This window comes from Brevundimonas bacteroides DSM 4726 (assembly GCF_000701445.1).
Classification (GTDB): Bacteria; Pseudomonadota; Alphaproteobacteria; order Caulobacterales; family Caulobacteraceae; genus Brevundimonas; species Brevundimonas bacteroides.
On the sequence record NZ_JNIX01000014.1, the window covers coordinates 106,010 to 125,240 of the forward strand.

Annotated in this window: 20 protein-coding genes; 17 read left to right on the forward strand and 3 right to left on the reverse strand. The window is 69.3% G+C overall.

The genetic code is table 11. From position 1 onward, the window contains the following. The first annotated feature begins 17 nt into the window (after nucleotides 1-17). Nucleotides 18-428 carry a helix-turn-helix domain-containing protein gene (locus tag Q333_RS0113070; protein WP_029417572.1) on the forward strand — a complete coding sequence of 137 codons (411 nt, stop codon included), beginning with the start codon at nucleotides 18-20 and terminating at the stop codon, nucleotides 426-428. 26 nt (nucleotides 429-454) lie between these two features. Here Q333_RS0113070 and Q333_RS0113075 read toward each other — a convergent pair whose 3' ends face one another. Beyond that, nucleotides 455-958, reverse strand: coding sequence for a hypothetical protein (locus tag Q333_RS0113075; protein ID WP_029417573.1), 504 nt, complete (start codon nucleotides 956-958; stop codon nucleotides 455-457). Between the two features lie 109 nt (nucleotides 959-1,067). Between Q333_RS0113075 and coaBC the strand changes: the two genes are divergently transcribed. The 13 genes from coaBC to pnp all read left to right on the forward strand — a co-directional run bounded on the left by coaBC (nucleotide 1,068) and on the right by pnp (nucleotide 15,610). Next, a complete protein-coding gene (coaBC, locus tag Q333_RS0113080; RefSeq protein WP_035294420.1) occupies nucleotides 1,068-2,297 on the forward strand; it encodes a bifunctional phosphopantothenoylcysteine decarboxylase/phosphopantothenate--cysteine ligase CoaBC in 1,230 nt (409 codons plus the stop codon). 9 nt (nucleotides 2,298-2,306) lie between these two features. Then, nucleotides 2,307-2,756 (forward strand): dUTP diphosphatase, encoded by a 450-nt coding sequence (gene dut / locus Q333_RS0113085; RefSeq protein ID WP_029417575.1) that lies wholly within the window; start codon nucleotides 2,307-2,309, stop codon nucleotides 2,754-2,756. Between the two features lie 81 nt (nucleotides 2,757-2,837). Continuing rightward, a complete protein-coding gene (locus Q333_RS0113090) occupies nucleotides 2,838-3,206 on the forward strand; it encodes a cell division FtsX domain-containing protein (protein WP_029417577.1) in 369 nt (122 codons plus the stop codon). A gap of 149 nt (nucleotides 3,207-3,355) precedes the next feature. Then, the gene (gene rimP / locus Q333_RS0113095; protein WP_029417579.1) at nucleotides 3,356-3,949 is read left to right on the forward strand and encodes a ribosome maturation factor RimP; all 594 of its coding nucleotides are present in this window, start codon (nucleotides 3,356-3,358) and stop codon (nucleotides 3,947-3,949) included. Further along, entirely contained in the window at nucleotides 3,949-5,679 is a 1,731-nt protein-coding gene (nusA, locus tag Q333_RS0113100) for a transcription termination factor NusA (RefSeq protein WP_029417581.1), read from the forward strand. The genes rimP and nusA overlap by 1 nt, the downstream gene beginning before the upstream one ends. Nucleotides 5,680-5,697: 18 nt before the next feature. After that, nucleotides 5,698-6,363 carry an RNA-binding protein gene (locus Q333_RS0113105; protein ID WP_029417582.1) on the forward strand — a complete coding sequence of 222 codons (666 nt, stop codon included), beginning with the start codon at nucleotides 5,698-5,700 and terminating at the stop codon, nucleotides 6,361-6,363. A gap of 121 nt (nucleotides 6,364-6,484) precedes the next feature. Beyond that, the gene (gene infB, locus Q333_RS0113110; RefSeq protein ID WP_029417584.1) at nucleotides 6,485-9,487 is read left to right on the forward strand and encodes a translation initiation factor IF-2; all 3,003 of its coding nucleotides are present in this window, start codon (nucleotides 6,485-6,487) and stop codon (nucleotides 9,485-9,487) included. Between the two features lie 167 nt (nucleotides 9,488-9,654). Beyond that, complete coding sequence (locus Q333_RS0113115) at nucleotides 9,655-10,149, forward strand: hypothetical protein (protein ID WP_029417586.1); 495 nt, start codon at nucleotides 9,655-9,657, stop codon at nucleotides 10,147-10,149. Then, nucleotides 10,149-10,820 carry a DUF2459 domain-containing protein gene (locus tag Q333_RS0113120; RefSeq protein ID WP_029417587.1) on the forward strand — a complete coding sequence of 224 codons (672 nt, stop codon included), beginning with the start codon at nucleotides 10,149-10,151 and terminating at the stop codon, nucleotides 10,818-10,820. The genes Q333_RS0113115 and Q333_RS0113120 overlap by 1 nt, the downstream gene beginning before the upstream one ends. Before the next feature lie 502 nt (nucleotides 10,821-11,322). Then, nucleotides 11,323-11,772: a 30S ribosome-binding factor RbfA gene (gene rbfA, locus Q333_RS0113130; protein WP_029417591.1), complete on the forward strand. Its 450-nt coding sequence runs from the start codon at nucleotides 11,323-11,325 to the stop codon at nucleotides 11,770-11,772. Further along, on the forward strand, nucleotides 11,772-12,704 hold the full coding sequence (truB, locus tag Q333_RS0113135) for a tRNA pseudouridine(55) synthase TruB (protein WP_029417593.1): 933 nt from the start codon (nucleotides 11,772-11,774) through the stop codon (nucleotides 12,702-12,704). The genes rbfA and truB overlap by 1 nt, the downstream gene beginning before the upstream one ends. 92 nt (nucleotides 12,705-12,796) lie before the next feature. Continuing rightward, nucleotides 12,797-13,066: a 30S ribosomal protein S15 gene (gene rpsO, locus Q333_RS0113140; protein ID WP_029417594.1), complete on the forward strand. Its 270-nt coding sequence runs from the start codon at nucleotides 12,797-12,799 to the stop codon at nucleotides 13,064-13,066. A gap of 297 nt (nucleotides 13,067-13,363) precedes the next feature. Further along, a complete protein-coding gene (gene pnp, locus Q333_RS0113145; RefSeq protein ID WP_029417595.1) occupies nucleotides 13,364-15,610 on the forward strand; it encodes a polyribonucleotide nucleotidyltransferase in 2,247 nt (748 codons plus the stop codon). Nucleotides 15,611-15,707: 97 nt separating this feature from the next. On the opposite strand, the gene Q333_RS0113150 is transcribed toward pnp, so the two are convergent. Next, entirely contained in the window at nucleotides 15,708-16,094 is a 387-nt protein-coding gene (locus tag Q333_RS0113150) for a hypothetical protein (RefSeq protein WP_051651326.1), read from the reverse strand. Nucleotides 16,095-16,157: 63 nt separating this feature from the next. Further along, nucleotides 16,158-16,892, reverse strand: coding sequence for a ribonuclease PH (rph, locus tag Q333_RS0113155; protein ID WP_029417598.1), 735 nt, complete (start codon nucleotides 16,890-16,892; stop codon nucleotides 16,158-16,160). A 52-nt stretch (nucleotides 16,893-16,944) separates the two neighbouring features. Here rph and Q333_RS0113160 point away from each other — a divergent pair, with 52 nt between their 5' ends. The 3 genes from Q333_RS0113160 to grpE are packed head-to-tail and all read left to right on the forward strand — an operon-like array spanning nucleotide 16,945 to nucleotide 19,225. Continuing rightward, a complete protein-coding gene (locus tag Q333_RS0113160) occupies nucleotides 16,945-17,517 on the forward strand; it encodes a GNAT family N-acetyltransferase (protein WP_051651327.1) in 573 nt (190 codons plus the stop codon). Further along, the gene (hrcA, locus tag Q333_RS0113165) at nucleotides 17,514-18,584 is read left to right on the forward strand and encodes a heat-inducible transcriptional repressor HrcA (protein ID WP_029417601.1); all 1,071 of its coding nucleotides are present in this window, start codon (nucleotides 17,514-17,516) and stop codon (nucleotides 18,582-18,584) included. The genes Q333_RS0113160 and hrcA overlap by 4 nt, the downstream gene beginning before the upstream one ends. A 47-nt stretch (nucleotides 18,585-18,631) precedes the next feature. Beyond that, nucleotides 18,632-19,225, forward strand: coding sequence for a nucleotide exchange factor GrpE (gene grpE / locus Q333_RS0113170; RefSeq protein ID WP_407059720.1), 594 nt, complete (start codon nucleotides 18,632-18,634; stop codon nucleotides 19,223-19,225). Nucleotides 19,226-19,231: the final 6 nt, after the last annotated feature.

Sequence of the window (19,231 nt, forward strand, 5' to 3'; positions counted from 1 at the left end):
TCACAGCGGCGAACGAAATGGCGAGAGGCAAGGGAGCGGACGGCCCCCATCCGGTGGACCGGCACGTGGGGCGTCGGGTCTGCGAGAAACGGATCAGCCTGGGCTATAACCAGAGCGATCTTGGTCGGGCGCTCGGCCTGACCTTTCAACAAATCCAGAAGTACGAGAAGGGCACCAACCGGATATCGGCGTCCAAGCTCTGGGACATTGCTCGCTTCTTCAAGGTCGACGTGGCCTACTTCTTCCAGGGTCTGGGTGGCGCCCAGCCGGGCATGGCGGAGGACAGCGCTCCGGCCTTCGAGCACGACTTCCCGGCTACCCGGCACACGATCGAGATCGCCCGTCTGGCCCCCAGACTATCGGCTCGCCAGCAGAAACTGGCGCTCGATCTAATCCGCGAAATGGTGGAGCGGCCCGACGTCGACTAGCGTTCTCGCGTTGCCCGTCGTCGATCCTAGCCGTCTGAACGACGCTGTCCGAACGTCGGTGCAGCCGCCTTCTGTTCGGCCCAGTAGGCTTCGCCCTCGTCCGGCTTGAACATGGTGCGCGGCGTGCCGTCTCGATCCACAACGGCAAAAGTGTTGGTCGAGGCCTGATACAGCAGCACATCGCCATTAGGTCGCGTCGCCCGGTCGGTGCCCGACGGTGGCGACGTGGTGAAGGCCGTGATCTTGGCCAGGAAGTCCTCGGGCGATCTGGCGCCAAAGTCCGCTCCGTTGCGCTCGTAGAGACGCTGGATCTTTTCATCGACCGTCTCGCGCCGATTGGCGGTCAGCGGTGGCGCTACGTCGGCCGTCGCGGCAGCCTCTTCTCCGGTCCCTTCCGAAACCGTCGCCGACATCAGGGAGACCGACGTCGCCTGCGCCCGGTCGCGCGTCTCGACAGCCGAGTCTCCATTGCCGCAAGTCGTCAGGCCCAGCATTGCAGCCAGCGTCGTGCCCATCAACGTCGACTTCATTTCACCCTCCAACCATTCCGCGAACCAACGTTACGCACAACTCAGCTGTTCATGCAATGTTCTTTTTTCGCGTCTCGACCGGTCGGTCGACGGCGGCTAGATGAGGCTCATGTCCAGTCCCGCCCTGAACGGCCGAAAAATCCTGCTGATCGTGGGCGGCGGTATCGCGGCCTACAAGGCGCTGGAGCTTGTGCGTCTGCTCAGGAAGGCCGGTGCCGAGGTGCGCTCGATCCTGACTGAAGGCGGGGCGGCCTTCGTAACCCCCCTGTCGCTGGCGGCGCTCACAGGTCATCCTGTCAGGCAAGGCTTGTTCCTGCCCGACGACGAGACGACGATGGGCCATATCGAGCTGTCGCGTTGGGCCGATCTGGTGGTCGTGGCCCCGGCCACGGCGGGGCTGATCGCCAAGGCGGCGAACGGCCTGGCCGACGACCTCGCTTCCACGACATTGCTGGCGACGGACAAGCGGGTTCTGCTGGCCCCGGCGATGAACGTGCGGATGTGGACCCACCCGGCGGTGCAGGCGAACGTCGCGCGCCTGAAGGGCTTCCCTGGCCTGCACGGAATGGCGGTGGTCGGCCCCGACGACGGCGAGATGGCGTGCGGCGAGTTCGGGCCGGGGCGCATGGCCGAGCCGGCGGCGATCCTGGAGGCCATCAAGGCCGAACTCGCGGGACCGGCCGGGCGGCCGCTGGCGGGGCGAAAGGCCGTCGTCACGGCGGGGCCCACGTTCGAACCGATCGATCCGGTGCGGGGCCTGACCAATCGCTCCAGCGGCAAGCAGGGCTATGCCATCGCCGCCGCCCTGGCCGAGCGAGGCGCGGACGTGACCTTGGTGTCGGGGCCGACGGGCCTGCCCGCGCCGCTGGGGGTGACCCGCGTCGACGTCGAGACGGCCTTGCAGATGCAGGCGGCGACGGAAGCCGCGCTTCCCGCCGACATCGCCGTGCTATCCGCCGCCGTGGCCGACTGGCGGGTCGACACCATCGCCGGCGGAAAGATCAAGAAGGCGCCCGGCGGGCCTCCCGCCCTGGCCCTGATCGAGAACCCCGACATCCTCGCGGGAATCGCCAAGGCGGGGCCGAACCGGCCGACGCTGGTCGTCGGCTTCGCGGCCGAGACCACCGACCTGGAGGCCAACGCCCGGGCCAAGCTGTCGAGGAAGGGCTGCGACTGGATCGTCGGCAACGACGTCTCCGCCGATGTCTTCGGCGCGGACGGCAACACTGTGCTGCTGGTCACGAAGGACGCCGCCGAGCCCTGGCCGCGCCTGTCCAAGACCGAGGTCGCCGAGCGCCTGGCCGACCGGATCGCCGATCACTTCGCCCCCAGAGCCTGAGGACCGCCCTTGAGCACGCTCCGCATCCAGCGCTTGCCGCACGCCGAAGGCCTGGCGCTGCCGGCCTATGAGACCGCCGGATCGGCGGGGATGGACCTGCGGGCGGCGGTCGCTGACGATGCGCCGCTGACGCTGACACCCGGCGCACGGGCCTTGGTCCCGACCGGCTTCAAGATGGCGTTGGAGCCCGGGTGGGAGGCGCAGGTGCGGCCGCGCTCGGGGCTGGCGTTGAAGCACGGGATCACCTGCCTGAACACGCCGGGCACCATCGACAGCGACTATCGCGGCGAGGTCGGGGTGATCCTGGTCAACCTCGGTCAGGAGCCGTTCGTGATCCGGCGGGGCGAGCGCATCGCCCAGATGGTGATTGCGCCGGTGGCCAAGGTCTCGGTCTTCGTGGTCGAGACGCTGGACGAAACCGAGCGCGGGGCGGGCGGTTTCGGATCGACGGGGCGCTAAGCGGAGCCATTTCCGGCGACCGGCGTTAACCCTGCCGGCGGCCAAGCGGGGCCGTGGGACATCGAACCGGAGCGGCGCGTCATGGAAGACCTTCTCGCCCAGCTGGGCGATCTGTTGCAGGGCCTGCTGGCGCTGGCCGATAGCGGCTTCGACGGGGTCAACCAGGTCATGGGCCTGGTGATCGCCGCCGTGTTCGGCTTCTTCCTGATGGGGGCCTGGAGCGGCCTGTGGGGCGCGGCGCTGGGCGCCACCCTGGTCCAGACCCTGATCGAGGCCCTCCGACCGATGCTCGACGGCGGCGCCTTCCTGCTGCCCGATCTGACCGAGGGTGGGTTCTGGATCACGCGGCTGGCGCTGTTCCTCGGCTATGCGATCGTCATCGCCGTCTTCTTCTTCATCAAGACCCTGCTGACCGGCGGACTGGGTCGCAAGCGGGCCCACGCGCACTGACGGTTGGGAGGGGCGGCCGACGCCGCCCTTTTCTTTCGGCGCAAGCGGGTCTATAGGGCTCCCCACATCGTTAGACCGGCGTCCAACGGCGTCGTTCAAAGCGGCGGCCTGGATGGCCGACCGCTTTTTCTTTTGCCCGAAGCATCCCCTTGCGCGCCAAGACCGTCGAAGATCGCGAAATCCTGGAGCTGGTCGATCCCGTCGCGGAGTCGCTCGGCCTGGAGATCGTGCGCGTGCGGCTGATGGGCGGCACCCTGCGGCGTCGGCTCCAGATCATGGCTGAACGCCCGGCGGACAACGATATCTCGGTCGAGGAGTGCGCGCGCCTGAGCCGCGCCGTATCTGAGGTTATGGATGCGGCCGACCCGATCGCGGGGGAGTATCTACTGGAAGTGTCGTCGCCCGGCATCGACCGGCCCCTGACCCGGCTGAAGGACTTCGACATCTTCGAGGGGCTGGAGGCCCGGCTCGAGACCGATCGCATGATCGAGGGGCGCAAGCGCTTCAAGGGTCTGATCGCGGGGACCGAGAACGACAACATCGCCATCGACCTGGACGGCGAGGACGACACCGCGCTGATCCCCTTCGACTGGCTGGCGGACGCCAAGCTGGTCATGAACGATGCGCTCCTGAAGCGCGGCGCCGCGATACGGGCCGCGAGGGGCGAACCCGAAGACGACGGCCTTCCTTCGGGAAGCGCCGAAGCCAACACCAACATCAAGACCACTGAGGACGACGCCTGATGGCCGTGACCGGTATCTCCGCCAACCGTCTGGAGCTGCTCCAGATCGCCAATTCGGTTGCGCAGGAAAAGAACATCGACCGCGAGATCGTGATCGAGGCGCTGGAGGAGGCGATCCAGAAGGGCGCCAAGTCGCGCTACGGCGCCCACCACGACATCCGCGCCAAGATCGACCCGAAGACCGGCGAACTGGCCCTGACGCGCCACGTCACCATCGTCGAGGACGACTGGCAGCCCGAGGACGAGCTGGAAGAGTTCAACGACAGCGCCATGGTGCGGCTGCGCGACGCCCTGAAGCGCGATCCGGAGGCCGTGGTCGGCAAGGAATACGTCGAGGAACTGCCGCCGTTCGAGTTCGGCCGCGTCCAGACCCAGATGGCCCGCCAGGTCATCACCGGAAAGGTGCGTGAGGCCGAGCGCGCCAACCAGTACGAGGAGTTCAAGGACCGCGTCGGCGAGATCGTCAACGGCACCGTCAAGCGCGTCGAATACGGCAACACCATCGTCGATCTGGGCCGGGGCGAGGGCATCATGCGCCGCGACCAGTCGATCCCGCGCGAGGTGTTCAACATCGGCGACCGGATCCGCACCTACATCTACGACGTCCGGCCCGAGGCCAAGGGTCCGCAGGTCATGCTGAGCCGGGCCCACCCCGGCTTCATGGCCAAGCTGTTCGCCCAGGAAGTGCCCGAGGTCTATGACGGCGTGATCGAGATCCGCGCCGCCGCCCGCGACGCCGGCTCGCGCGCCAAGATGGCGGTCCTGTCGAACGACAGCTCGATCGACCCCGTCGGCGCCTGCGTCGGCATGCGCGGTTCGCGCGTCCAGGCCGTGGTCGCCGAACTGCAGGGCGAGAAGATCGACATCATCCAGTGGAACAACGATGAGCCCACCTTCATCGTGAACGCCCTGGCTCCGGCCGAGGTCTCCAAGGTGGTGCTCGATGAAGAGGCCGACCGCGTCGAGGTGGTGGTGCCGGACGAACAGCTGTCGCTGGCCATCGGCCGTCGCGGTCAGAACGTGCGCCTGGCCTCCCAGCTGACCGGCTGGCAGATCGACATCATCACCGAGAGCCAGGACTCCGAGCGTCGCCAGCGCGAGTTCGCAGAGCGCACCCAGCTGTTCCAGGAGGCGCTCGACGTCGACGAGGTCATCGCCCAGCTCCTGGTGACCGAGGGCTTCGCCACGGTCGAGGACCTGGCCTACGTCGAGAGCTATGAAGTCGCCGAGATCGAGGGCTTCGACGAGGACACCGCCGAGGAACTGCAGGCCCGCGCCCGCGACTTCCTGGATCGTCAGGCGGCCGAGCTGGACGCCAAGCGCAAGGAGCTCGGCGTCGAGGACGGCGTGCTCGACGTGCCGGGCGTGACCCTGCCTATGGCGGTGGCTCTGGGCGAAGGCGGGATCAAGACCGTCGAGGACCTGGCCGACCTGGCCACCGACGAAATCCGCGGCGGCTATGAGGTCCGGAACGGCGAGCGGGTGAAGGTCCCGGGCGTGCTGGAGAGCTTCAACCTGGCCCAGGAAGACGCCGAGATGCTGATCCTCCAGGCCCGCGTGGCCGCCGGCTGGATCGACGCGTCCGAGCTGCCGCAGCCCGAGCCGGAGTACGAGGAAGAGTACGCCGAGGGCGAATACGACCCCGAGGCCGTCTTCGACAGCGCCCCGCAAGACGCCGATGCTGACGCCGAGGTCCTCGCCGAGGACCCCGACCAGCCGCGCGACCAGTGATGGGAGCCGCAGCCGTCCATGGGTCTCGCCGCCGCGACATCGGATAGGGAGCGCCGCGACCTGGTCACGCACCAGGCGATGGACGAGACCTGTCTGATCCGCTTCGTGGCGAGCCCGGACGGCGCGGTGGCGCCAGATCTGGGACGGAAGTTGCCGGGTCGCGGCATGTGGGTGGCGGCCGATCGGGCCTCCATCGAGACGGCGGTGAGGAAGAACCTCTTCTCCCGCTCGGCCAAGGCGCCGCTGAAGGCGCCCGCCGATCTGGCTGATACGGTCGAGGGCCTGCTGGTTCGGCGCTGTCTGGACCAGCTGGGTCTTGCCCGACGCGAAGGCGTGCTTATCTCGGGCTTCGAGAAATGCGCGGCGGCGATCCGGTCGGGCTACGCGGCCTGGCTGATCGAGGCGTCGGACGGCGCGGCCGACGGACGGGGAAAACTGCTCAATCTGGCGCGGCATCAGGCGACGCGGGTCTGCGGGGCCTTCAGCGCGGACGATTTGAGTTTGGCCCTCGGGCTGGAAAATGCGATACACGCCGTCCTGCTCGCCGGAGGGCGGGCGGATCGCTGGGGCCAGGAGGCCTCGCGATTGGCGGGATTTCGACCGCTCCGCCCCCCGGAGTGGGACCTCGGAACGGGGTCCGGCGGCGGGAGCGGGTCAGACGAAGACCCAGGATCAGGCCCGTGAGGGCGAACGGGCGGGGTTCGATCCTTCCTTGGAAGGGTCGGGCGTCGCACGGCTTTTTGCGTTTGACGAGACGACCTTAGGACGACCGGCGGACCTTCCCGCCCACGAGTAAAGCGACCGGATGACCGACGAGAACGACAAGACCAACGAAGGCCAGGCTCCCACGGGAACCCCGTCCACGACGGGACCGCGCGCGCCGCTGAGCCTGAAGCCGCGCGCGGTGGGCTCGGTGCCCACCGGCACCGTGCGCCAGAGCTTCAGCCACGGCCGCACCAAGACGGTCGCCGTCGAGATCAAGCGCCGCCCGGGCGCTCCGGCCGGGGGTCATCAGCGGCCCCAGGGCTTCGACGTCGCGCGTCCGCGGACCGAGGCTCCGGCCGCGCCGCAGGCCCCGCGTCCCGCCGCGCCGCAACCCGCCGGCGGCCGCCTGTCCAACGAGGAACAGGAAGCCCGTCGTCGCGCCATCGAACTGGCCACGCGCCAGCAGGCCGAGCGCGCCAAGGCCCAGGCCGAGGAGCAGGCGCGCCGTGACGCCGCCGCGCGGGAACAGGCCGCCGCCGCCGAGCGCGCCGCCAGCGCCGCCCAGGCCGAAGCCGCCGCCGCCAAGGCCGCCGCCGAAGCGGCCCGCGCCGAAGCCGCCAAGCTGGGCGCCGCGGCCCCCGCCAGGCCCGCGCCCAAGCCGGCCGCGCCCGCTCCGGCCCCGGCCGCCGCCGCGCCGACCCCTGCCCCGGCTCCGACGCCTGCTCCGGCGGCGCCCGCGCGTCCGGCTCCGCCCGCTCGCCCCGTCGTCAACTTCGGCCAGCGCGTGCCCAAGGCCCCGACGCCGGGCCGCACGCCGGCTCCGGGTTTCGGCGGCCGCTCGGCCCGCGAGGAAGCCATGGGCGGTGGCGAACGGTCCTATTCAGACCGGCCCCAGACCGCGCGTCCGCCTTCGGCCCGTCCCGGCGGCGCGCCCGGTCGCCCCGCCGAGCCCGTCCGCTACTCCGCGCTGAACCCGCGTCCGGCCCCCGGCGCCGCCCGTCCCGGCGCGGCCCGCACCGGTCCCGGCGGCCGTCCGGCCCCGAACGCGCCGCCGGCGGAGCCCAATGTGCTGCGTCCCAGCCGCGCGCCGGGCGCCGGCTTCGGCCGTCCCGCCAAGGCCGGTGAGGAGGATCGCGACAAGCGTTTCTCGGACGCCGGTCCGGGCAAGGCCGTCAGCCGCACCCGCGGCGAGCCCAAGCGCCGCGAAGGCCGTCTGACCATCCAGGCCGTGGCCGGTGGCGACGAGGACGCCGCCGAGCGCATGCGCTCCCTGGCCTCGGTCCGGCGGGCCCGCGAACGCGAGAAGGAAAAGAGGAAGGGCGGCTCGACCGATACGCCCAACCGTCCGCGCGAGGTCGTCATCCCCGACGTCATCACCGTGCAGGAGCTGTCCAACCGGATGGCCGTGCGCGGCGTCGACATCATCAAGTTCCTGATGAAGCAGGGTCTGATGATGAAGATCAACGACGTCATCGACACGGACACCGCCGAACTGGTGGCCGACGAATACGGCATGACCGTCAAGCGTGTGTCGGAGAGCGACGTCGAGGAAGGCTTCCTGTCCGACGCGGTGGACGACGAGGCGACCACGCCGCGCGCCCCGGTCGTGGCCATCATGGGCCACGTCGACCACGGCAAGACGTCTCTGCTGGACGCGCTGCGCACCACCGACGTGGCGGCGGGCGAGGCCGGCGGCATCACCCAGCATATCGGCGCCTATCAGGTGCGCACGGCCAACGGCGAGGCGGTCACCTTCCTGGACACGCCCGGCCACGCGGCCTTCAGCGCCATGCGGACGCGCGGCGCCAACGTCACCGACATCGTGGTCCTGGTGGTCGCGGCCGACGACGGGGTCATGCCCCAGACGATCGAGTCGATTTCGCACGCCAAGGCGGCGGGGGCTCCGATCATCGTGGCGGTCAACAAGATCGACAAGCCCGAGGCCGATCCGCAGCGTGTCGTCAACGAACTGCTGCAGTACGAGGTCATCTCCGAGGCGCTCGGCGGCGACACCCAGATCGTGGAGGTCTCGGCCAAGGCCCGGACCAACCTCGATGGCCTGATCGAGGCCATCCTGCTGCAGGCCGAGGTCATGGACCTGAAGGCCGATCCCGAGCGTTCGGCCGAGGGCGTGGTCATCGAGGCCAAGCTGGACAAGGGCCGCGGCCCGGTCGCCACCGTCCTGGTCAAGCGCGGCACGCTGAAGCGCGGCGACATCGTCGTGGCCGGCTCCTCGTGGGGCAAGGTTCGCGCCCTGCTGAACGAGCGCAACGAACAGCTCAAGGACGCCGGGCCCTCGGTTCCGGTCGAGATCCTGGGACTGGACGAGGCGCCCTCGCCCGGCGACATCTTCGCCACCGTGGACAGCGAGGCCCGCGCCCGCGAGCTGACCGAGTTCCGCGCCCGCCAGAAGCGCGAGAAGGCCACGGGCGGCATCAATCAGGTGTCGCTGGTCGACATGATGTCCAAGCTCGGTTCCAAGAAGATCTCGGAGCTGCCGGTCGTCATCAAGTCCGACGTCCAGGGCTCGGGCGAGGCCATCTCCGGCTCGCTGGAGAAGATGGGCAATGACGAGGTCCGCGCCCGCGTCGTCTATTCCGGCGCCGGCGGCATCACCGAATCCGACGTCCAGCTGGCCAAGTCGGCGGGCGCTCCGATCCTGGGCTTCAACGTCCGCGCGTCGAAACAGGCCCGCGACCTCGCCGACCGCGAGGGCGTGGAGATCCGCTACTACGCGATCATCTACGACCTGCTGGACGACATGAAGGGCGTGCTCTCGGGCATGCTGGCCCCGCTCCAGCGCGAGACCTTCCTGGGCAACGCCCAGGTGCTTCAGATCTTCGACATCTCCAAGACCGGCAAGATCGCCGGCTGCCGGGTGTCCGAAGGCGTGGTCCGCAAGGGCGCCAAGGTCCGGATCATCCGCGACGACGTCGTGGTGCTGGAGCTGGGCACGCTCGCCACGCTCAAGCGCTTCAAGGACGAGGTCAACGAGGTCCCGTCGGGCCAGGAGTGCGGCATGCACTTCCAGGGCTTCCAGGACATCAAGGTCGGCGACTACATCGAGTGCTTCACGGTCGAGGAAGTGAAGCGGAGCCTTTAAGCATGGCGCTGCGCGCCGGGCGCTAACGCTCGGCTCGCGGAGCCTCGCTGCTTGAGTGCCAGTTTGTCGGCGCTACCGCTCGCGACGCGGTCGCTCGCTGCTTGAGCGCCGCTTCGCGCTTGGGTCTTGGCCTCCCTTCCGCCACGGATCGCGGTATCAGTGCTGCGATGCGCCGTCTGATCGTCAGTCTCTGTCTTCTCGCCCTCGCCGGACCGGCGGCGGCGGACACCCGCCTGCTGGCCTTCGATCCGGCGGATCGGGTGACGCGCGCGCTGACACGCGGCGTGACGCTGGAGGTCGAGCGCGGGCTGTTCGGGGCGATCAGCGTGCGGCGCATTCTGTCCACCAGCGCGAGGGGCTCGGCCACCATCGCGCGCGGCGGGCCGGACGAGGCGCGCCGGGTCCTGCCCGACGGGGTTTCCGAAGCCACGGTCTACACCATCCCGCTGGAAGGCGACGGACGGGGCCTCGCCCGCGCCCTCTGCCCCGGCGCGGACCAGACCTTCCTTGTGCTCGGCCGCGTGCGCGCCGGGCGGCCGATGGCCATGCACGGCGTAGGCCGCTGGCCCGATGGCGCCTATCGCCACTGCGTGACCCTGTCCTACCTCTATCGCGGCGAATGGAGCGCCCCGCCCCGCGCCCCGGTCGGCGAGACCCCCTGATGCGTGGCGTGGGGGGCGTCGTCATCGCGGGTCTGCTGGGCCTGGTCGCCGGGCTCTGGACCTGGACACGGCCTGGGGCCGAGATCGCCTTGGACGCGGGGCCGCCGGTTGTGGTCCACATCCTGAACAACGGCTTCCACACCGACCTCGCCGTGCCGCGCGCGGCGCTGGAGGCGCGTGGCGGGCCTCTGGCGCAGGCGTCTCGTTCAGTGGGCGCGGGAGACTGGATCCTGATCGGCTGGGGCGATGCGAAGTTCTTCACCGACACCTCGCCGATGGAGGGCCGCCTGCTGGACGGCGCGCGGGCCTTCTTCCGGCCGGGCAATGCGTCGGTGGTCATGCTGGACCCGCACGCGGGCGATCCCACGCGTGGCCTTGCGGCAGAAAAGGTGCGGACGCTGCGCCTGTCGCCAGACGCTTTCGCGGCGATGACCGAACGGGTGGAGGCCTCGCTCGCGCTTCAGGACGGCCACGCCCGGCTGTCGACGGCTCGACCGGACGCGGGCGCGCACTTCTTCGCCAGCCATGAGCATTTCTGGATGGGCTACCTCTGCAACAGCTGGACGGCGCGGGTGCTCAACGCCGCCGGTCTCGACATCCGGCCGATGCGCGCCGTCACCGCAGGCGAGGTGGTCGCCACGGTGGACAGGGATACCAGAGGCCATGCCTAGCCCCGCATGGTCCATCAGACGGTCGACTTTCATTTGGACCACACTGCTGGCATCGGCGCTGGGTCCTGTCGGAGCGGGCCTCACTTTGACCGCCGTAGACATCGCCAAGCAGGGGCAGCTCGAGCTCGTTTTCTCGCTCGTAGGCTATCTTCCCCTTGCTGTTCTTTTTGGGTTTCTGCCGAGCCTCGCAGGGGTGCTTTGTCTCGGTTGGCCGACGGTCTACGCCTTGCGGAGATCAGGGCGATTGCGCAGACCCACGCTGATTTGGGCCGGAGCCGGGTGGGGTTGTGGCATAGCAATCCTGCTTGGTCTGTTCGGACCGGCGGACATTGGCCAATACGCCTTCGTTTGGATCATCGCGGGCACCTTTGCCGCCGTCGGAATGGTCTTGGGGCTCGGCGGGGTTTGGCACGAACTGGACAGCGGTCGTCGCAACGCCTAGACCGCCCGCCTTTCGCTTTTCGAGCCGGGTCCGATCCCCGACGGCGAACTGGATGACGTCATGAGCAACCGCAAACCCAAGTCGAAATCCACCGCCGGGCTGGTCAGCCAGCGCCAGCTTCGCGCGTCGGAGATGATCCGCCACGCCCTGGTCGAGGTGATGCGCGAGAACGAGATCCGCGATCCGGCCCTGATCGGGGTTTCGGTGACGGTGACCGAGGTGCGTCTGTCGCCCGACCTCAAGCACGCGACCTGTTTCGTCGAGCCCCTGGGCGCCGGGATCGAGACCTCGGACACGGCGGGCCACATCGACGAGATCGTGAAGGCTCTGAACGTCCACGCGAAGTTCCTGCGCGGAGCCTTGGGTCGGCATATCGACATGCGCTTCACCCCCGATCTCCGTTTCCGCCACGACGAGAGCTTCGCCGCCGCCGAGCGCCTGAACCGGCTGCTGGACGACCCGCGCGTCCGCGCCGACCTCGATCCTCGGGTCGAAGATGACGACGCCTGATGGGCCGCAGGAAGAAGGGCAACCCCGTCCACGGCTGGGTCTGCCTCGACAAGCCGCTGGAGATGGGCTCGACCGAGGCCGTGACGAAGGTCCGTCGCCTGTTCGATGCGCAGAAGGCCGGGCATGCGGGCACGCTCGATCCCCTGGCTACCGGCATCCTGCCCATCGCGCTGGGCGAAGCGACCAAGACCGTCCCGTTCCTGATGGACGCCCAGAAGGTCTATCGCTTCACCGTCAACTGGGGCGTCTCGACCGACAGCGTGGACCGCGAGGGCGAGATCGTCGCCCGCTCTGACGTCCGGCCATCGGTCGAGGCGGTGAAGGCCGCGCTCCCGGCCTTCGTCGGCGAGATCGACCAGACCCCGCCGCGCTTCTCGGCCATCAAGGTCGACGGACAGCGCGCCTACGACCTGGCCCGCGACGGCGCCGACTTCGAGCTGGAGAGCCGACGCGTGGTCATCCACGAGGCGGACGTCACCGATGCGCCGGACAACGACCACGTCGAGATCACCATCCGCACCGGCAAGGGCGTCTATGTCCGGTCGCTGGCCCGCGATCTGGCGCTGGCGCTCGGGGCCGAGGGGCATGTTTCGGCTCTGCGGCGCGAGCGGGTGGGGCCGTTCTCGACCGAAAACGCCGTGTCGCTGGATTTCCTGACCGATCTGGTGCATAGGGACGCCGCCTTTGAGGGCTTGCTGCCCGTCTCGACCGCCCTGGACGACATCCCGGAGCTGGCCGTGACGGACCAGGATGCCTTCTCGCTTCGGCAGGGACGGCCGATCGTTCTGCTCCCCCGACAGGTCGAAACCCTGAAGAGCCGCCTCGCTGGCGGGTCTCGCACCGTTTCCACCTTTCAGGGCCAGACGCTGGTCGCCCTCTGTCAGTTGCGGGCCGGTCGGCTCGAACCCGACCGCGTTTTCAACCTGTCCTGACCCATCCCTTCGGGGCCGGAAGGGACACTTCCCCGCCCTCAAGCAGCGAGGCCTCGCAGGCCGAGCGCTAGGGCACAGAAAGGAAGCTGCGGATGTCGATCACTGCTGAACGCAAGGCCGAGGTCATTGCGGACAACGCCCGCTCGTCGGGCGACACTGGCTCGGCCGAGGTCCAGGTCGCGATCCTGTCGGAGCGCATCGCCAACCTGACCGAGCACTTCAAGACCCACAAGAAGGACAACCACAGCCGCCGGGGCCTGCTCAAGCTGGTCTCGCAGCGTCGTCGCCTTCTCGACCACCTGGCCAAGACCGACAAGGACCGCTACGGCGCCCTCGTCGCCAAGCTGGGCCTGCGCCGCTAAGCGCGGGCTGCGCGGAACAGATCACGAGGCGCGGGTTCACGCCCGCGCCTCTTTCCGCATATGAAGACCGGTGCGCCGCCGGACGTTCGGCGCAACGACCCGATCCGATGCCCGAGGGCGCGTGGTCCGGTCCAGACTACTGACGCGAGGGCTCCATAGCGGTCCTCATCACACCCGGACCGATCGCCATGGGGCGGCCGGCCCACGGATCGAAGGACGAGAAAGGCCCGACGCTCCACCCCCTGACGGGACGCCCGCCCGGAATCCGCCGCGCGGGGCACGAAAGACAAAACGACTATGTTCGACATCAAACGCAAGACGATCGACTGGGCCGGCCGGCCCCTGACCCTGGAGACGGGCCGCATCGCCCGCCAGGCCGACGGCGCGGTCCTGGCCACCTATGGCGAGACCGTGGTTCTGGCCACCGTCGTCTATGGCCGCGCGCCCAAGCCCGGCATGGATTTCTTCCCCCTGACCGTGAACTATCAGGAAAAAACCTTCGCCGCGGGCAAGATCCCCGGAGGCTACTTCAAGCGTGAAGGCCGTCCGACCGAGAAGGAAACCCTGGTCAGCCGCCTGATCGACCGCCCGATCCGCCCCCTGTTCGTCAAGGGCTTCAAGAACGAGACCCAGGTCGTCGTCACCGTGCTGCAGCACGACCTGGAGAACGACCCCGACGTCGTCGCCATGGTCGCGACCTCCGCCGCCCTGACGATCTCGGGCGTGCCCTTCATGGGCCCGATCGCGGGCGCCCGCGTCGGCTATATCGACGGCGAGCTGGTGCTGAACCCGACCATCGACCAGATGGAATCCTCGGCGCTGGATCTGGTCGTCGCCGGCACCGCCGACGCCCTGATGATGGTGGAATCCGAGGCCAAGGAACTGTCGGAAGACACCTTCCTGGACGCCCTGATGTTCGCCCATCGCGGCATGCAGCCGGTGATCGAGGCCATCATCGAACTGGCCGAGCACGCCGCCAAGGATCCCTTCGACTTCCAGGCCGAGGACCACTCCGACGTCGTCGCCTCGATCAAGAAGCTGGTCGGCGAGGACATCAAGGCCGCCTACACCCACGTCACCAAGCACGAGCGTCACAACGCCGTCGGCGCCGCCAAGAAGAAGGCCGCCGAGGCCCTGGTGAAGACCGATGAGAACCCGGACGGCGTCGAGCCGGCCAAGTTCGGCGCCGCCTTCAAGGAGTGCGAGGCCGAGGTCCTGCGTCGCGACATCATCGAGAACGCTCATCGCGTCGACGGCCGCGCCTTGGACAAGGTCCGTCCGATCGTCTCGGAAGTCGGCGTCTTCCCGCGCACCCACGGCTCGGCCCTGTTCACCCGCGGTGAAACCCAGGCCATCGTGGTCGCCACGCTGGGCACCGGCGACGACGAGCAGTACATCGACGCCCTGACCGGGACGTACAAGGAGAAGTTCCTCCTGCACTACAACTTCCCTCCCTATTCGGTCGGCGAGACCGGCCGGATGGGCGGCGCGGGCCGTCGGGAAATCGGTCACGGCAAGCTGGCCTGGCGGGCGATCCGTCCGATGCTGCCCAGCCATGACGAGTTCCCCTACACCATCCGCCTGGTCTCGGAGATCACCGAGTCGAACGGCTCGTCCTCCATGGCCACGGTCTGCGGATCGTCGCTGGCCCTGATGGACGCGGGCGTGCCGCTGAAGAAGCCGGTCTCGGGCATCGCCATGGGCCTGATCCTGGAGCCGTCGGGCGAGTTCGCCATCCTGTCGGACATCCTGGGCGACGAGGATCACCTCGGCGACATGGACTTCAAGGTCGCCGGCACGCGTGACGGCATCACCTCGCTGCAGATGGACATCAAGGTCGCCGGCATCACCGAGGAAATCATGCGCAAGGCCATCGCCCAGGCGTCGGCCGGCCGCCTGCACATCCTCGACGAGATGGACAAGGCCATCGACGGCGCCCGCACCGAGCTGGGCGAGTTCGCGCCCAAGATCGAGACCATCAAGGTCCCGGTCGACAAGATCCGCGACATCATCGGCACGGGCGGCAAGATCATCCGCGAGATCGTCGAAAAGACCGGCGCCAAGATCAACATCGAGGACGACGGCTCGGTGAAGATCGCCGCCTCCGAGCAGGAGAAGATCGACGCCGCCAAGAACTGGATCAGCTCGATCGTGTCCGAGCCCGAGCCCGGCATGATCTACTCCGGCAAGGTCGTGAAGGTCGTCGACTTCGGCGCCTTCGTGAACTTCTTCGGCGCCAAGGACGGCCTGGTGCACGTCAGCCAGATCAGCCTGGAACGCGTCGCCAATCCGGCCGACGTCCTGTCCGAGGGCCAGGAGGTCAAGGTCAAGTTCCTGGGCTTCGACGACCGCGGCAAGACCAAGCTGTCGATGAAGGTCGTCGATCAGGAAACCGGCGAGGACATCACCGACAAGATCAACGCCGAACGCGCCGAACGCGGCGAGCCGCCTCTCACCGAAGACACCGGCGGTGGCCGTCCCAAGCGGGATGGCGACGGCGGCGGTCGCGGTGGCGGCGATCGCGGCCGGCGTCGCCGGGACTAAGGTCCCGCGTCCTCGCTGAAATGAAGAAGGCCCCGCTGGCGACAGCGGGGCCTTTGCCGTTTCTCCCTCCCCCGCTGGGGGAGGGAGAGATCTCTGCCTAGGCCGCGCACTCCGCCGGCTTTTGCTCTCCCTCGCCGTATTGTCCGCATGCCCGGTCGATCTCGCCCTGGATCATCTCGCAGGGGTTCAGGGCGTTGCACGGCGGCCGGGTCGCCGGGCTGACGGCGATGCAGCGGGCGACGAGGCGGGCGGAGGCCACCTCGCCGATCTCCTCGCGGCAGTTGGCGGGGGTCGCGGAGGCAGGCTCGACGTCAGCGGGCGCCTCCTCCTGCGGAGGGGCGTCGTCGGGCATCATGGCGGGAGGCGCGGCGACGGGGACGGCCTCCGTCGCCGGGGCCTCGGTCGGCTCGGCGGGCTCAGACCCGCCGCAGGCGGCGAGCGACAAGGCGGCGATCAGGGCGAGGGACAAGCGGACGCGAGGCATGGCGGGCTCTCCGGGCGATCGAGGCCCGGACGATGCGCCGCTTCGGTCAGGCTGGGAAGCCCGCTACGCCTGGCGGGCGAGCGCGGCCTCTACGGCCTCGCGCTGGAGCGTGAACAGGTGGCCACAGCCCAGCTCCGCCAGCTCGAACAGGCGGTCGAATTCGGGTCGCGAGAAGCCGCGCTTCTCGCCGGTGGCCTGGATCTCGACGATGGATCCCGAGCCGGTCAGGACGAAGTTGCCGTCGGCCTCGGCCTGGCTGTCTTCCTCGTAGTCGAGGTCGAGCACCGGGGTGTCGGCGAAGACGCCGCACGAGATGGCCGCGACCTGATCGAGCACCGGATCGACCTTCAGCACGCCCTCGTTCCTGAGATACCCCAGCGCCGAGGCCACGGCGACCCAGGCCCCGGTGATCGAGGCCGTGCGGGTGCCGCCGTCGGCCTGGATGACGTCGCAGTCCACCAGCACCTGACGCTCGCCCAGGGCCTTCAGGTCGACGACGGCGCGCAGGCTGCGGCCGATCAGGCGCTGGATCTCCTGGGTCCGGCCCGACTGTTTCCCGGCGGCGGCTTCGCGCCGGCCGCGGGTGTGGGTGGCGCGGGGCAGCATGCCGTACTCGGCCGTGACCCAGCCGGCGCCCTTGCCGCGCATCCAGCCCGGCACATTCTCCTCGACGGAAGCCGTGACCAGCACCTTGGTGTGGCCGAACGAGACCAGGCAGGAGCCCTCGGCGTAGCGGTTGACGCCGGTCTCCAGGGTCACGGCGCGGAGCTGGTCGGGGGTGCGGTCGGAGGGGCGCATGATCGGGTCTCGGAGGCGTTGCGGAACGGGCCGCACCGCTTATCCTGAAACCATGAGCCTGTATGCCCCCGAACGTCAGGCGAGCCCGCCCGCAGCGCCGGCGGTGAGCCTGAGACCCGCCACGGTCGCCGACGCCGCCACCCTGGCCGCCTGGGACCTGGAGCCGCACGTCATCGCCTGCTCCAGCGACGACCCCCTGGCCGAGGTCGCCTTCGACGGCATCGACTGGACCGACGAGCTGACCAACTCGGCCTACGAACTGACCTACGTCATCGCCGAGGTCGAGGGCCGTCCGGTCGGCGTCATGGCCGTCTGCGACCCGCATACCGAACCCAGCCATTACTGGGGCGAGATCGAGCCGGACCTGCGCGCCATCGACATCTGGATCGGGCCGAGGGAGTGGCTGGGGCGCGGCGTGGGCACGTCCATGATGACCCAGATGATCGACCGCTGTTTCGCCGAGCCCCAGGTCAAGGCCATCGTTATCGATCCGCTAGCGTCCAACACCGCCGCGATCCGCTTCTATCAGCGCCTGGGATTCGTTCCGGAAGGCCGGCGCATGTTCGAGGACGACGACTGCCTGGTGCATCGGCTCTCGCGGGTCGACTGGGAGGCGCGCGCATGACCTTCCTGCATCCCTCTCCCGGCCTGCCCGCGCTGGACCAGCGGGCGCGCGACATCTTCCGCAGCATCGTCGAGACCTATCTGGAAACCGGCGAACCCGTCGGTTCGCGCACCGTCTCGCGCGGAGGCGTGGCGCTGTCGCCGGCCTCGATCCGCAACACCATGCAGGACCTGACGCTGGCCGGGCTGCTTGCGGCCCCCCACACCTCGGCCGGGCGCATCCCGACCCATGCGGGTCTGCGCCTGTTCGTCGATGGCTTGCTGGAGATCGGCGACATCGGCGCGGACGAGCGGCGCGAGATCGACGCGCGTCTGGCCGGGCGGGGACGCGGCTTCGACGAGGCGCTGAACGAGGCCTCGGCCCTGCTCAGCGGGCTGGCGGGCGGGGCGGGTATCGTCGCCAGTCCGGTCCGGGACGCGGGCGTCAAGCATGTGGAGTTCGTGGCGCTCGGCTCGGGCCAGGCCCTGGCCGTGCTGGTCGCCGACGACGGCACGGTCGAGAACCGGCTGATGACGCTGGCCGCCGGTGTCACGCCCTCGACCTTGCAGGAGGCGTCCAACTTCCTGAACGCCCGGCTCAAGGGTCGGCCCCTGTCCGAGGCCCGTCAGGAGATGCGCGGCGAACTGGACGCGGCGAAGAAGGAACTGGACGCCGCCGCCGCCCGTCTGGTCGAAGAAGGACTGGCGGCCTGGTCCGGCGGAGGCGACCGCGACCGCTCCCTGATCGTGCGCGGCCGGGCCAATCTGCTGGCGGACGCGGGCGCGGTCGAGGATCTGGAGCGGGTGCGGGTCCTGTTCGACGACCTGGAGCAGAAGGAGCAGCTGATCGGCCTGCTCGACGGCGTCACGACGGCTCAGGGCGTGCGCATCTTCATCGGGGCGGAGACGCGGCTGTTTTCGCTTTCGGGTTCCGCTGTCGTCGCGGCGCCCTATATGACGGGCCGCCAGCGGGTTCTGGGCGCCATCGGCGTGATCGGGCCCGCGCGACTGAACTATGCCCGCATCATCCCGTTGGTGGACTACACCGCCCGGGTGCTGGGGCGCATCCTGGACGGACAAGAGACGTGACCGATACGACCAACCCCGACGCCGGCCCCTCCGCCCTGGACGAGGCCATCGCCAACGCCGAGGCGGGTCTCGACGCCGCGCCGCTCGCGTCGGACGCTGGCGGCCTGTCGACGGTGGACGCCCTGATCGCCGAGCGCGACCAGTGGAAGGACCGCGCCATGCGCGCCGCCGCCGACGCCGACAACACCCGCCGGCGCGCCGAGACCCAGATGAACGACGCCCGCGCCTACGCCATCCAGCGCTTCGCCAAGGACCTGCTGGGCGTGGCCGACAATCTGGAGCGCGCGCTCCAGGCCGCGCCGAAGGACGCCGACAGCCAGGCGGCCGGGCTGATCACCGGTCTGGAGCTGACGCAGAAGTCGCTGCTTCAGGCCTTCGAGGCCAATGGGCTCAAGCGCGTGGCCCCGGGTCTGGGCGACGCCTTCGACCCCCACCTGCATCAGGCCATGATCGAGCAGCCGTCGACCGAGGCACCCGGCGGAACCGTCGTCCAGACCATGCAGGCGGGCTACGAGTTGTTCGGGCGCACCGTGCGCCCGGCCATGGTCATCGTCGCCGCCAAGGGCTCGGGCCCGCAGGCGCAGAACCCCTACGGCGCGACAGCAGGCGCGAACGGCGGAGTCTTCGACGGCAAGGCCTGATGCGCC